General features: G+C 61.6%; 13 protein-coding genes. 9 read left to right on the top strand and 4 right to left on the bottom strand.

Going from position 1 to position 13,347, the window contains the following annotated elements:
• Positions 1-136: 136 nt before the first annotated feature.
• The gene (locus tag ABSG20_RS00775; protein WP_423862562.1) at positions 137-589 is read right to left on the bottom strand and encodes a DNA polymerase III subunit chi; all 453 of its coding nucleotides are present in this window, start codon (positions 587-589) and stop codon (positions 137-139) included.
• The gene (locus ABSG20_RS00770; protein WP_423862561.1) at positions 586-2,088 is read right to left on the bottom strand and encodes a leucyl aminopeptidase; all 1,503 of its coding nucleotides are present in this window, start codon (positions 2,086-2,088) and stop codon (positions 586-588) included. The genes ABSG20_RS00775 and ABSG20_RS00770 overlap by 4 nt, the downstream gene beginning before the upstream one ends.
• Positions 2,089-2,437: 349 nt before the next feature.
• Here ABSG20_RS00770 and lptF point away from each other — a divergent pair, with 349 nt between their 5' ends.
• The 9 genes from lptF to ABSG20_RS00725 all read left to right on the top strand — a co-directional run bounded on the left by lptF (position 2,438) and on the right by ABSG20_RS00725 (position 12,283).
• Positions 2,438-3,607: an LPS export ABC transporter permease LptF gene (gene lptF / locus ABSG20_RS00765; protein WP_423862588.1), complete on the top strand. Its 1,170-nt coding sequence runs from the start codon at positions 2,438-2,440 to the stop codon at positions 3,605-3,607.
• Positions 3,604-4,701, top strand: a complete 1,098-nt coding sequence (gene lptG / locus ABSG20_RS00760; protein WP_423862560.1) for an LPS export ABC transporter permease LptG — start codon at positions 3,604-3,606, stop codon at positions 4,699-4,701. Before lptF ends, lptG begins: the two co-directional genes overlap by 4 nt.
• Positions 4,701-7,199 carry an LPS-assembly protein LptD gene (locus ABSG20_RS00755; RefSeq protein ID WP_423862559.1) on the top strand — a complete coding sequence of 833 codons (2,499 nt, stop codon included), beginning with the start codon at positions 4,701-4,703 and terminating at the stop codon, positions 7,197-7,199. Before lptG ends, ABSG20_RS00755 begins: the two co-directional genes overlap by 1 nt.
• An 84-nt stretch (positions 7,200-7,283) precedes the next feature.
• Entirely contained in the window at positions 7,284-8,222 is a 939-nt protein-coding gene (locus ABSG20_RS00750; protein ID WP_423862558.1) for a peptidylprolyl isomerase, read from the top strand.
• Between the two features lie 3 nt (positions 8,223-8,225).
• Positions 8,226-9,230: a 4-hydroxythreonine-4-phosphate dehydrogenase PdxA gene (gene pdxA / locus ABSG20_RS00745; protein ID WP_423862557.1), complete on the top strand. Its 1,005-nt coding sequence runs from the start codon at positions 8,226-8,228 to the stop codon at positions 9,228-9,230.
• On the top strand, positions 9,227-10,087 hold the full coding sequence (gene rsmA, locus ABSG20_RS00740) for a 16S rRNA (adenine(1518)-N(6)/adenine(1519)-N(6))-dimethyltransferase RsmA (RefSeq protein WP_423862556.1): 861 nt from the start codon (positions 9,227-9,229) through the stop codon (positions 10,085-10,087). Before pdxA ends, rsmA begins: the two co-directional genes overlap by 4 nt.
• A gap of 14 nt (positions 10,088-10,101) precedes the next feature.
• Positions 10,102-11,160 (top strand): alcohol dehydrogenase, encoded by a 1,059-nt coding sequence (locus tag ABSG20_RS00735; protein WP_423862555.1) that lies wholly within the window; start codon positions 10,102-10,104, stop codon positions 11,158-11,160.
• A gap of 36 nt (positions 11,161-11,196) precedes the next feature.
• Complete coding sequence (locus ABSG20_RS00730; RefSeq protein ID WP_423862554.1) at positions 11,197-11,436, top strand: hypothetical protein; 240 nt, start codon at positions 11,197-11,199, stop codon at positions 11,434-11,436.
• 580 nt (positions 11,437-12,016) lie between these two features.
• Positions 12,017-12,283 carry a hypothetical protein gene (locus tag ABSG20_RS00725; RefSeq protein WP_423862553.1) on the top strand — a complete coding sequence of 89 codons (267 nt, stop codon included), beginning with the start codon at positions 12,017-12,019 and terminating at the stop codon, positions 12,281-12,283.
• Between the two features lie 20 nt (positions 12,284-12,303).
• Here the strand turns inward: ABSG20_RS00725 and gmk are convergent, their stop codons facing one another.
• Together gmk and ABSG20_RS00715 are read right to left on the bottom strand one after the other, a co-directional pair.
• Positions 12,304-12,978, bottom strand: a complete 675-nt coding sequence (gene gmk / locus ABSG20_RS00720; RefSeq protein ID WP_423862552.1) for a guanylate kinase — start codon at positions 12,976-12,978, stop codon at positions 12,304-12,306.
• 3 nt (positions 12,979-12,981) lie between these two features.
• The coding region (locus ABSG20_RS00715) for an endoribonuclease YicC domain-containing protein (protein ID WP_423862551.1) at positions 12,982-13,347 on the bottom strand (366 nt) is incomplete at its 5' end.

Genomic DNA, 13,347 nt, shown 5'->3' with positions numbered 1-13,347 from the left:
GGTTCTTGTCTTGCACGATCAACTGAAGTCCCGACCCCACCCAGAGAACTCTTTCAACATTACTTTGCGGCACGACCGCGGCCATCTGCAGGCGGATGCGCCGGAATCGCAGTTTATCCTTAATTGCCCGACCTTGCTATTCCCGCCGCTGCCACCGACCCCGCTCGTCAGCCTGCCAATAAGTAGCTTGGAACCCCCGTGCCTTGCAATCGGTCCAGGCGCCCCGCGCCGCCGCGAGCGCTTCGCCGTCGTCACCGTTAAAGACCAGAACCATCCGATCATACGCCTCGGAGTCCCCCGGCAATGCGGCATTGTCGATCAAAAACCTGACATTGGCCCGGTTCGGGTTACCCTCCTCTACCGCCAGCACGATCGGCTGGTCCTGCGCGTCAGCGGCGCGCCAAGTGGCATGCGGCAAGAACGAATCATCGCGATAGGTCCACAAATGAGCGTCGAGTGCATCGGCGCGCTCTTGTGAGGTTGACTGCACCACGACCCGCCAGCCGCGCTCCAGCGATTTTTCGAGCAAGGCAGGCAAAACGCTTTCCAGCGGCATGTTTTGCAGATGGTAAAACAGAACTTCCGTCATCGCTTTGCTTCGTAATATTCCGCCACCAGCCGATCCAGCAGTCGAACGCCAAACCCCGACCCCCAGCTGTGATTGATATCGGATTTGGGTGCGCCCATCGCGGTGCCCGCGATATCGAGGTGCGCCCACGGCGTGCCATCGACGAAGCGCTGCAGAAACTGTGCGGCGGTGATCGAACCGCCGTGGCGGGTGCCGGTGTTTTTCATATCCGCGAATTGCGAATCGATCTGCTTGTCGTATTCCGGGCCGAGCGGCATGCGCCAGACCCGTTCCCCGGTGGCCCGCCCGGCCTTGGCCAAGCGCTCGGCCAATTCATCGTTGTTGGAGAACAACCCGGCGTATTCCGTGCCGAGCGCGACCAGGATCGCGCCGGTCAGCGTTGCGAGATCGACCATGAATTTCGGCTTGAATCTCTTCGCCACATACCAGAGGACGTCAGCCAGCACCAAACGGCCTTCGGCGTCGGTGTTGATGATCTCGATGGTCTGGCCGGACATCGACGTCACGATGTCGCCGGGGCGTTGCGCATTGCCATCGGGCATGTTCTCGACAAGGCCGATGGCGCCGACCACATTGAGCTTCGCCTTTCGCGCGGCCAATGCGTGCATCAAGCCAACGACGCAGGCGGCCCCGCCCATGTCGCCCTTCATGTCTTCCATGCTTGCCGCCGGCTTGATGGAAATGCCGCCGGTATCGAAGCACACCCCTTTGCCGATAAAAGCAACCGGCTGATCGCCGCGCTTGCCACCATTCCAGCGCATGATCACGGTGCGGCCGGGCTGCGTCGAGCCCTGGGCGACGCCGAGCAGCGCGCCCATTCCCAGCTTCGTCATGGCCTGGACGTCGAGAATCTCGACCGTCACCCCTAGCTTGCGCAATTGGCTGGCGCGGCGCGCGAACTCGACGGGATACAGCACGTTCGGAGGCTCGTTGACCAGTTCGCGCGCCATCACCACGCCATCGACGATATGCGCGCAGGGCGCAAATGCCTTGCGTGCCGCCGCCACATCCTCGACCGCAAGCCAGACCTCCGCTGCCAATGCGTCGTCTTCGCCGTCCTTCTTTTTGGTCTTGTAGCGGTCGAATTTATAGGCGCGCAGCCTTAAACCGGAGGCGACCGCGGCCGCCTGATCGGGCTTCATGACCCCATCAGGCAATTCCGCGATGATCGTCACGGCATCGTTACCGGCATTGAGTTTGCCGGCTGCCGCGCCGCCAAGCTTTATAAAATCGCTGTCCTTGATGTCCGAGAGCTTGCCGGCGCCGACCACGATCAGGCGAGGAGCCCTGAGCCCCTCCGGCGCCAGAATGTCGAGCGTAGACCCGCTTTTTCCCTTGAACCGGTTGGTCGCAGCCGCGCGTTTGACCAGATCGGCCGCGGCGCCCAGCGCCCTGCTGGTTACCGTGCCGAGCTTCAGAGCATCGTCGCAGAATACGACCAGAACGCCCCTCGGGGTGGTGGAAAACGGGGTGAAGCCGACCTTGACGGCGTCGGGCATTATTAAATCCTCCAATAAAACAGGGGCTGTCGATGGTCGGGAACCCGGCGCGCGGTACCTGGAATGTTCTCTTCGACTGCGATTCACAACCGTCAAGAGCGCGAACGTGTGCACTATGACCTGCCAGCCGCTAGGCTGCCAAGGGTCGGCGTGGCCTGGAGGCCACTAATGCGAATTATTAACCATATATCCAGGGCAGCCATGGCCAAGCCATTTTGTTGCTGGATCAAAGGGATGGTAATGAGAAAGTGAGCCGCAAGGCGGGATGGTGGCGCGACCCAGGGGAACCTGATTTCAGGATGGTCGCCAGCCGCGGTCCTAGATGGCTGGTTGGGAATCGTGGGTGACGATGGGGTCGATCGACAAGTACATATTTCGCACGACGCTGGCGTCGTTTGCGCTGGTACTGGTCAGCCTGACAGGCGTGATCTGGATCACGCAGGCGTTGCGCGACATCGACCTGATGACCGGTCAGGGGCAGACCATCATTACCTTTCTCGGCCTTACCAGCCTGCTGATTCCCTCGCTGGTGCTGGTGATCTCGCCGATCGCGCTGATGATCGCGATTTCTCATACCCTCAATAAGCTCGCAACCGACTCAGAGATCATCGTGATGAACGCGGCGGGCTTGTCGCCGTTCCGGCTGTTTCGTCCCTTCTTATACGCGACCGTGGTGGTAGCGATCCTGGTTGCTTTCATCGCGGCCTATCTGGGACCCGACGGCGCCCGCCGGCTGGAGCGATGGTCTGCCGAAATCACCGCGGACGTGCTGGCAAACCTCCTTAAACCCGGACATTTTGCCCAGCTCGAACAGAACCTGACGATCCGAATCCGGGATCGGGAACCGGGCGGCGGGCTGCTCGGCGTCTTTGTCGATGACCGCCGCGATCCGCTGGAACATGTCAGCATCGTTGCCGATCACGGCACGGTGCTGAAAAACGAAACCGGCTCGTTTCTGGTTCTCGAAGACGGCAACCTCGAACGGTTCGAGGTCGGCAAGCGCGATCCGGCGCTGGTGGCATTCCGTAGTTATGCGTTAGACATGACGCAGTCTTCCAATAGGAATCACGATGTCGCCCTCGGAATTCACGAGCGCTACCTCTGGGAGCTGCTTTCGCCTCCGCCTGATGATCCAGTCTATAAGGATTTGCCTGGCCAGTTTCGCGCCGAGCTGCACGATCGTTTTCTGGCGCCGATCTATCCCCTTGCGTTCGCGGCGTTGACCTTCGCCTTCCTCGGCGCGCCACGCACGACGCGTCAGAGCCGCAATTTCTCGATCGGCGGCTCGATCCTCGCCGTGTTCGGACTTCGCATGGCGGGATTTGCCTGCTCGGTCATGGCGGCGACGTCACCACTCGCCATACTCGCTCAGTACCTGATGCTGGCAGCGGCGATCGGCGCAGGCTTTTGGATCATCATTGCCGGCGTCGTGGTGGAACCGCCGGCGGCGTTGATGGAAGCTATCCACAAGTCGAATGAGCGGCTGTTGCGGCTTTTTGGGCGGCGGGCCATCGCATGAGCATGATGACCAATACGCTCGGGCGATATTTCGCGGGCCGCTTCGTGACCTCGGCGGTGGGCGTGTTCCTCAGCATCTTCATGCTGCTCTTTCTGGTTGATTACATCGAGATGGTCCGTAAAGCCTCGAAGCTGGCTTCGGCCCCCCCCATGATAGTGGCGGAGACCGCGCTGTTCCAGGTGCCGCAACTGCTCGAAAAGATGATGCCGTTCTGCGTTCTGATCGGAGCAATGACCTGCTATCTGGCACTGTCCCGGCGACTTGAGCTGGTGGTTGCACGCGCCGCCGGCGTTTCAGCTTGGCAGTTCATTGCGCCATCCCTGGCCAGCGCCATCCTGCTGGGTATCCTCGCCACGACTCTTTACAACCCCGTGTCCGCCAATTTGCGCGAACTCTCCAAGCGGATGGAAGCGGAACTGTTCGGATCTGCCCCCGGGGGCGGCATCCAGGACGCCTCCGGCTTCTGGATCAATCAGGTCAACAGTGACGGCCAAGTCATCATGAACGCGCTCCGCAGCGAGCAGCAGGGGGTGCTGTTGACCGGGCTGACCTTGTTCAGATTCGATAACCAGAACCAGTTCAAGGAGCGGATCGAAGCCCGCGAGGCCACGCTTGAGGAAGGGCGCTGGCTGATCAAATCGGCACGCCGCTACTCGCTTGACGCTCCGCCCGTCGACCAGGACAGCTTCACACTCCCGACCAGCCTGACGCCGTCGCAGGTTCGCAACAGTTTCGCGACGCCAGAGACTGTGTCTTTCTGGCAACTTCCGGGCTATATCCGCTCCTCTGAGAGCTCCGGATTTGCAACCGCCGGCTACCGGCTGCAGTACCAGAAGCTTCTCGCACAGCCGTTTTTGCTGGCTGCCATGGTGATGCTGGCAGCGGCCGTCAGCTTGCGGTTCTTCCGCTTCGGCGGCGTGCAGAAGATGGTTTTAAGTGGCGTGGGTGCGGGCTTTCTGCTCTACGTTCTGTCCAAAGTAACTGAGGATTTGAGCAAGGCTGAGTTGATGCATCCGATCGCTTCGGCGTGGCTGCCTGTGTTCGTGGGTGGCCTCACCGGCTTTTTGGCCTTGCTGTATCAGGAGGACGGGTAGTGGCAGTTGTCGCCACCCGCCAGATTGGTTCGGCTGCGTTCAGGCCGCGCTTTGGCGTGCGCCGCGGTCGCGCTCGCTTGGCTGCCATCGTCGGACCCCTTCTTGTTCTGATCTTGGCGTTCGGTTTGGCCAGCGCGCTCGGTATTGCGACTGCAACTAACGCCTCGGCGCAAGGCTTCACCTACAATCCGAGACCCCCTCGGCCGGCACCTCCACGCACCGCCAACGACGGACAGATGCTCGTTCAGGCGATCGAGGTGGACTACGACTACAATAATTCACGGGTCTCGGCGGTCGGCAACGTGCAGATTTTCTATAATGGAACAAGCGTCGAGGCCGACAAGGTCATCTACGACCAGAAGACCAAGCGGCTTCATGCCGAAGGCAACATCCGCATGACCGATGCGGACGGCAAGATCACCTACGCCAATATCATGGATTTGAGCGACGACTACCGCGACGGCTTTGTCGATTCGCTGCACGTCGACACCGCGGACGCCACGCGAATGGCTGCGACACGCGCCGACCGCTCCAGCGGCAATTACACCGTGTTCGAAAACGGCGTCTATACCGCCTGCGCCCCCTGCAAGGACGATCCCAAAAAGCCGCCATTATGGCAGGTAAAGGGCGCGCGCATCATTCACGACCAGACCGAAAAGATGCTGTACTTCGAGAACGCGCAGCTGGAGTTCTTCGGCGTTCCCTTGGCTTATCTGCCGTATTTCTCGACGCCCGACCCCACCGTGAAGCGCAAGACCGGCTTCCTGATGCCGATCTTCTCGGAGGCTACGGGCTACGGCTACGGCGTCGAAACCCCATTCTACTGGGCCATCGCTCCGGACTACGACGCCACCTTCAACCCAAGATTCACGAGCACGCAGGGCGTGCTGATGCAGGCCGAGTTCCGCCAGCGTCTGTTGAACGGATCGTATCAAATTCGTGGCTATGGCATCGACCAGCTGGATCCGGGGGCCTTCGCTGGTCAGCCCGGAGACCGCCAGTTCCGCGGTGGCATCGACACCAAAGGTCAGTTCGCGCTCAACGATAAATGGGTGTGGGGCTGGGAAGGCACCGTGCTCTCGGACTACGCCTTTTTTACCGATTACAGGCTTGCCCAATACGCCAATCCGCTGGCTGCGTTTCTGAACCTGCCGACCGAAGCCATTTCCGAGCTTTATCTGACCGGCGTCGGCAATCGCAGCTACTTCGACGCCCGCACGATGTATTTTCTCAGCTTTTCGGGCCTGCAGCAGCAGGTTCCCGTTGTCCACCCGGTGGTCGACTATTTCAACGTGATCGACAGGCCGATTTTTGGTGGCGAAGTCAGTTACAAGACCAACTTCACCAGCCTGACGCGCAATGACGCCGTCTTTGATCCGATCACGGCAACGGCAACCACCAACAGCCTTTGCACGGCGGCATCCGCCGATCCCATGGCGCGGTTGCCGACGCAGTGCCTGCTGCGCGGCGTGCCGGGGACCTATACGCGCGCGACGGCCGAGGCTAGCTGGCGGCGCTCGTTCACCGATTCCGCGGGCGAGATCTGGACGCCATTTGCGAGCATCCGCGCCGACGCGATCGATTCCGAAATTTCGAACCAGCCGGGCGTCTCGAACTTCCTTCCGGTCGGCAGCACGCAGGCGCTGCGGGTGATGCCGACGGTCGGCTTCGAATATCGCTATCCCTTCATCAACGTTCAGCCGTGGGGATCCACCACGATCGAGCCGATCGCCCAGGTCATCATTCGCCCGAATGAGACCTACGCGGGCAAGCTTCCCAACGAAGACGCGCAGAGCATGGTGTTCGACACCAGCAACCTGTTCAGCGTCGACAAATTCTCGGGCTATGACCGCGTTGAAGGCGGCGGCCGGGCCAATGTCGGCGTCCAGGCGACCACGCAATTCGACCGCGGCGGCGCGGTCAAGGTGATGTTCGGCCAGTCCTACCAGCTGTTCGGCCTGAATTCGTTCGCGGTGGCAGACCTCACCAATACCGGCGTCGATTCCGGCCTGCAGCGTAACCTATCCGATTATGTTGCCAGCGCCGAATATTCGCCCAACCGAACCTATACGTTCAGCGTGCGCACGCGTCTGGACGAGCAAACGCTGGATGTTAACCGTTTCGAGGCGGAAGGCCGTGCGAGCTTCGACCGCTGGTCGGTCAGCTTGATGTATGGCGATTATGCCGCACAGCCGGACTTGGGGTATCTGACCCGCCGCGCAGGAATTTTGGCCAGCGCGTCGGTCAAGGTTGCCGGGAACTGGGTGGTGACGGGATCCGCGCGATGGGATCTGGTGGCAAACCAGATCAATCAGTATATTATCGGCGCAGGCTATGTGGACGATTGCTTCGTGCTGGCGGCCAACTATGTCACGTCCTACAGCTATGCCGTCGGCACCACGCCGCCCGTGCTCAGCCACGCCTTTATGTTCCAGATTGGCTTGCGGACTCTTGCCACCACGGCCGCGACGGCTTCCGGAGCCACCGGTATCCAGTAGAAACGGCATCGGCCCGCCTCGGGAGGAAAAGGCTGCCGCTGCGTCGGCGCCAATTCGAACTAGATTGACAGAGCGGATATGATCATGACGACAGCGTTCTCTCACCGCCTTTCGCACCTGGTCCTGGGTTTTGCCGCGGGCCTGGTCCTGATTGGCTGCGCTTCGCCGCTGTGGGCGCAAACCGTTGCTGTCATGGTCAACGGCGAACCGATCACCAATTATGACATCGAACAGCGCAGCAAGCTGGACCTGCTGACGACCCACAAGCAGCCTGACCGGCAAGATGTGATCAACGAATTGATCGACGAAAAGCTGAAGATCAAGGAAGCCAAGAAATTCGGCGTGGACCCTACCGACGCGGATATCGACCAGTCTTACGCGGCGATGAGTTCAAGGATGCGGATCACGACAGATCAGCTAACAAAATCGCTGGAAAGTCAGGGCATTCGGCCGGACACGCTGAAAGCCCGGATGCGGACCGAGATGGTTTGGACCAGTCTGGTCCGTGGCCGATACAAGGAGAGCCTGCAGGTCGGCGAGAAGGAGGTTGCCGCCGCCCTCCAGGGCGAGGGCGACGAGAACAAGCCGCAGGCCGATAGCTTTGAATATAAGATGCAGCCGATCGTTTTGATCGTCCCGCGAGGCTCCGCGCCGACCGCGATCGAGTTGAGGCGCAAGGAGGCCGAAGCCCTGCGCAGCCGCGTGCAGACCTGCGACGAGGCCAACGCTTTCTTCAAGTCCATGCAAAATGCCGCGATCCGCGAGGCCGTGGTCAAGACCTCGGCCGACATACCGCCGGCCCTGCGTGAGGTGCTCGACAAGACTCCGATCGGACATTTGACCCCGCCCGAGGAGACCAAACAGGGCGTCGAGATGGTCGCGCTATGCGACCGGAAGCCGACCACCCTCGATACGCCGAAAAAGCGGGAAATCCGGGACAAGATGTTTGCGGAGAAATACGAAGCCAAGTCGAAATGGTACCTGCAGGAAGTCCGCAAAGCCGCGATGATCGAATATCGTTGACGCATGGCAAAGCCCCTCGCGCTGACCTCAGGCGAACCTGCGGGTATCGGGCCGGATATCACCATCAAAGCGTGGCTGCGCCGCAACGAACTGGCGTTGCCGGCATTCTACCTGCTCGGTGATCGCGACTTCCTCGGCCACCGCGCCAAAACGCTCGGGCTCGCCGTTAGGCTCGCCGAGGTTCGCGCGGAAGATGCAATAGATGCGTTCGCAGACGCACTGCCTGTCGTCGCCACCGGCCATGCGGCGACTGCGCAGCCGGGGCGGCCGGACTCGACCAGCGCGGAAGCGGCGATGGCCTCGATTCGTCAGGCGGTCCGAGATGTCGTCGCCGGCCGGGCCGCTGCGGTGGTCACCAATCCGATTGCCAAGAACGTACTTTATCGCGCCGGATTCCGGCATCCCGGTCATACTGAGTTTCTCGCCGAACTCGCCGCGAGCAACGGCCATGCGCCGCAACCGGTCATGATGCTGTGGTCCCCTGCCCTCGCGGTAGTGCCGGTGACGATCCATCTTTCGCTGCGCGCTGCGATCTCGCAGCTGTCGAGAGACTTGATCGTCTCGACAGTCCGGATCGTGGTCGCGGACCTGAAAGCCCGCTTCGGGCTTGCTCATCCACGTCTCGCGCTATCCGGGCTCAATCCCCATGCCGGCGAAGACGGCTCGCTCGGCACGGAGGAGCAGACGATCGTGGCGCCTGCCGTCGAAATCCTGCGCGCCGACGGCATCGAGATCAGGGGACCGCTGCCGGCGGACACCATGTTCCACGACGCCGCACGCAAAACCTACGACTGCGCCATCTGCATGTATCACGATCAGGCGCTGATCCCGATCAAGACGCTGGCTTTCGAGGACGCCGTCAACGTCACGCTGGGGCTGCCCTTTGTTCGCACCTCGCCGGATCATGGCACGGCGTTTGACATTGCCGGCAGCGGACGGGCCAATCCCTCCAGCCTGATCGCCGCACTGCGCCTGGCAGCCCGCATAGCGGCGACGCAGGGGGCATGAGCGCGATCGACGACCTGCCGCCGCTGCGCGAGGTCATTCGCCAGCATGCCTTGTCGGCGCGCAAATCGCTTGGCCAGAATTTCCTGCTGGATCTCAACCTCACGGCGCGGATCGCGCGCGCCGCTGGCCCGCTCGAAGACGCCGTTATTGTCGAGATCGGCCCCGGTCCCGGCGGATTGACGCGCGCGCTGCTGGCGCTCGGCGCCCGGCGCGTGATCGCCGTGGAGCGCGACCGGCGCGCCTTGGCAGCCCTCGAAGAGATTTCAAGGCGATATCCAGGACGGCTGGAAATCGTCTGCGCCGACGCGCAAGCCTTCGATCCGCGGCCGTTGCTCGGTGGCCGGGCTGCGAAAATCGTTGCCAACCTGCCCTACAATATAGCCACCGCGCTTTTGATCGACTGGCTGTCGATCGAGCCTTGGCCGCCCTGGTACGACATGATGGTGTTGATGTTTCAACGCGAAGTGGCCGAGCGGATCGTCGCGCGCGAGAATGACGAAGGCTACGGCCGGCTGGCGGTGCTCGCCAACTGGCGCGCTGAAACAAAAATACTGTTCGATATTTCTCCCGAGGCATTCGTGCCGCACCCCAAGGTGACCTCGTCGCTGGTACGGCTGGTGCCTCGCGGCACGCCGCAGGCGTGCGACCGCCGGGCGCTGGAGCAGGTTGCGGCAGCGGCGTTCGGCCAGCGGCGGAAGATGTTGCGGCAAAGTCTCAAATCGCTGGCTGTCGATCCGGCGCAGCTCGCCAGCGCAGCGAATGTCGATGCGACACGACGAGCCGAGACCGTTCCGGTCGGCGGCTTTGTTGCGATGGCCCGTGAATTGATAAATATACGCGCGTCAAAAACATCCTGAAGGAGAACAGCGCCATGGCCGAGATGCGACGCCAGTCATTGGTCAAATTCGATGCGCCCCTGTGTGAAACCATCGTCGAGACGCCAACGCCGACAGCCAAGGAAGTTCTTGTTCGTGTCGAACGCTGCGGGCTGTGCCATTCCGACCTGCACATCCAGGACGGCTACGCCGACCTCGGCGGAGGCAGGAAGCTCGATACCACCCGGGGCATGACGCTGCCGTTCACGCTCGGACACGAGATAGCCGGCATCGTCGAGGAAGTCGGTCCGGAGGTCTCGAAGGACCTGATCGGCAGCAGGAAAGCGGTATTCCCCTGGATCGGCTGCGGCCAGTGCCGCGATTGTGCCAATGGCGACGAGAATCTCTGCCTCAGGCAGCGTTTTCTCGGTGTTGCCATTGATGGCGGCTTCGCCAGCCATGTGCTGGTGCCGGACGCCAAATACCTCCTGGATTACGATCCGCTGCCGGTCGATCAAGCGGCGACGATGATGTGCTCCGGCGTGACCGCCTTTGGCGCGCTGAAGCGGCTGCTGGGCCGGCCCCGGCAGCGCAATCTGCTGCTGATCGGCCTCGGCGGCGTCGGCATGATGGGGCTGGCGTTCGCGCAAACCATGTTCAAGCAGAAAATCTCGGTCGCTGATCTGAGCGCCGCGGCGCGCGAGGCGGCGCTCAGAAACGGCGCTGATGTCGCCTATGATCCATCGGAAGCAGACGTGGTCAAACGCGCTATCCGGGAAACCGAGGGCGGCTTCGATGAGATCGTCGATTTTGCCGGCAACGAGAAATCGATGGGCTTCGCCGTCTCCGTGGTCGCGCGCGGCGGCAAGATCGTGGTCTCCGGCCTGATGGGCGGCAATTTCAGTCTGCCCATGGTACAATGGATCTACAAGCGGATGACGATCGAGGGCTTCATGGTGGGTACACTGGCCGAAGCATATGAGCTGATGGCGCTGGCGCGCGCCGGCAGGATCAAGCCAACGCCCATGCAAGAACAGCCCATGGGCGAGGCCCAGAAATGGATCGACCAATTGCGGGCCGGAAAAGTCGTCGGACGCATCGTGCTGAAGAACTGAGGCAGCGCATCTTATAAGCCTCGCCAAAGAGGCAGAGTGCCAGGTAAGAATATCGGTCATGCGGTGGTTCAGCTTCTTAAGCAATGCGGCGACAATCTGACCCCTGACAACATCATGAGGCAGGCCTCCCATCTGAACCTGGAATTGCCATTGCTGCTGCCCGGGATCCGCTTCAAGACCGGCCCGACAGATCTTCGCCCGATCAAAGAGATGCGGCTGGTGCGCTTCGATGGCGTGCGTTACGTGCTGTTTAGCGACGTGCTCGCGAGCGAGTAACGTTAAGAAGGCGAGCCCGAATTAAGCCTCGCGTTGTCCGGAATTGCGGCTCATTGCGACCCAACTCTTTGCGGAGAATTGGTGCGCGAAGTGTGCCCTATCGTTGCCGGAAATGCGTATGCCAAAGCGAACCGCGAACCCAGTGACAGCCGTCATTGCCAGCTTTCTTGTGGGCGCCCCCTTTACCGCCATACCGATCGCTGCTGCGCGCGCGTCGGACAACTGCGTTGCCGCCCCGACGGACCAAGCGCCCGCCGGGAGCCATTGGTATTATCGCACTGATCATGCCAATCAGCGCGAATGCTGGTATCTGAAGGAGGTGACCGCGGGGTTGTCGCAAATCGCACCGCCGACTTCGTTGCCGCTTGCCAAGCTGATTTCGCCGCAGGCGCTTGCAAGAACACAGGGCTCGATCGCGGACGCCCGAGCCGAGCTCGCCGCGCCGACAGCAGCGCCGGCACCTGAGCAATCGCAAAGCCGCGACGATGAGCCCTCTCCGGCGACGGCGCCGGAAACCACCGCAACCAGCGAAGATCACAGCGGCCCGCGACCGCCGCCTGTGGAGGAGACACACCGATCGATGCTGATGGCGGCGCTGGCGTTCGCGGGCATCATTGGAAGCGTCATTTTCAAACTAGGCAGCCTGCAGCGCTCTCGCCGAGTCAAGCATCGCAAGCGTCGCGGCGCGATCTGGGCCTCAGCAGACCGCAATCGCCGAAAAGCATCGGTTCACCCCGCGCCGGATGATCTCTCGCGCCGCCGCGAGTTGGTAGCCCGCGACCTTGATCGAGCGGAAAAACCGAAGGCCAGAAGCAGAAAGATTCCATCGCGGCTATCCGAACGATAAGCCCCTCACCTCAGGCTATCTCATTTCTCCAACTGCCGCTGCAACTCCCGCACGAACGTCGTCAACCCGGTGCGGCGTTCGCGCTTCAGCCGCTCCGCCTTCAGGATCGACTGCACCTCGGCGAACGCGTCATCGATATCGTGATTGATCACGATATAATCATATTCGGCCCAATGGCTCATTTCGTGGCTGGCGCGGTTCATGCGTCCCCGGATCACGTCGGCGGAATCCTGCGCGCGGGAGTGCAGGCGCCTTTCCAGGTCGGCGGCGGACGGCGGCAGGATGAACACGCTGACGATGTCGGCCCGGGCCTTTTCCCGCAATTGCTGCGTGCCCTGCCAGTCGATGTCGAACAGCACGTCTTGTCCCGCCGCCAGGGCTTTTTCAACCGGCGAACGCGGCGTGCCATAGCGATTGTCGAACACGGTGGCCCATTCCAGCAATTCGCCTCCCTTTACCATCTGTTCGAATTTCGCCTTCCCGATAAAATGATAATCGCGGCCGTCGATTTCGCCGGGACGCATCGGCCGCGTCGTCGCCGACACCGACATCTTCAGGCCGGGTATCCGATCGATCAGAAGGCGGGACAGCGTGGTCTTTCCCGCCCCCGACGGCGATGACAGCACGAACATCAGCCCGCGTCGCTCAACCCCGTCAAAGCCGACACGGTCCAAGTCATGGCTGCCAGCCGTCATGCATCACTCCAGGTTCTGAACCTGTTCGCGGAATTGCTCGACCACGTTCTTCATCTCGAGACCCGTGTTGGTCAATTCAATATCGTTGGACTTGGAGCAACAGGTATTGACCTCGCGGTTGAATTCCTGCGCCAGAAAATCAAGCCGCCGTCCGATCGGTCCGCCCTTGCCGATGATCTCGCGGGCCTGCGCGATATGCGAGGCGATGCGATCGAGCTCTTCGCGGATATCGGCCCTGGCCGCGATCAGAATGGCTTCCTGATTGAGCCGATCGGGATCGAAGCGATCAGAGGATGCCAGCAAGGCCGCGATCTGTTCGGCAAGCCGAGCCTTGATCGCGTCAGGCTTGCGTCCCGGAGCGGCCTCGGC

The sequence above is a fragment of the Bradyrhizobium sp. genome, from assembly GCF_049512235.1.
Classification (GTDB): Bacteria; Pseudomonadota; Alphaproteobacteria; order Rhizobiales; family Xanthobacteraceae; genus Bradyrhizobium.
The sequence above is the reverse complement of the archived record's forward strand: the minus strand, read 5'-3'. Positions and strand labels throughout refer to the sequence as shown.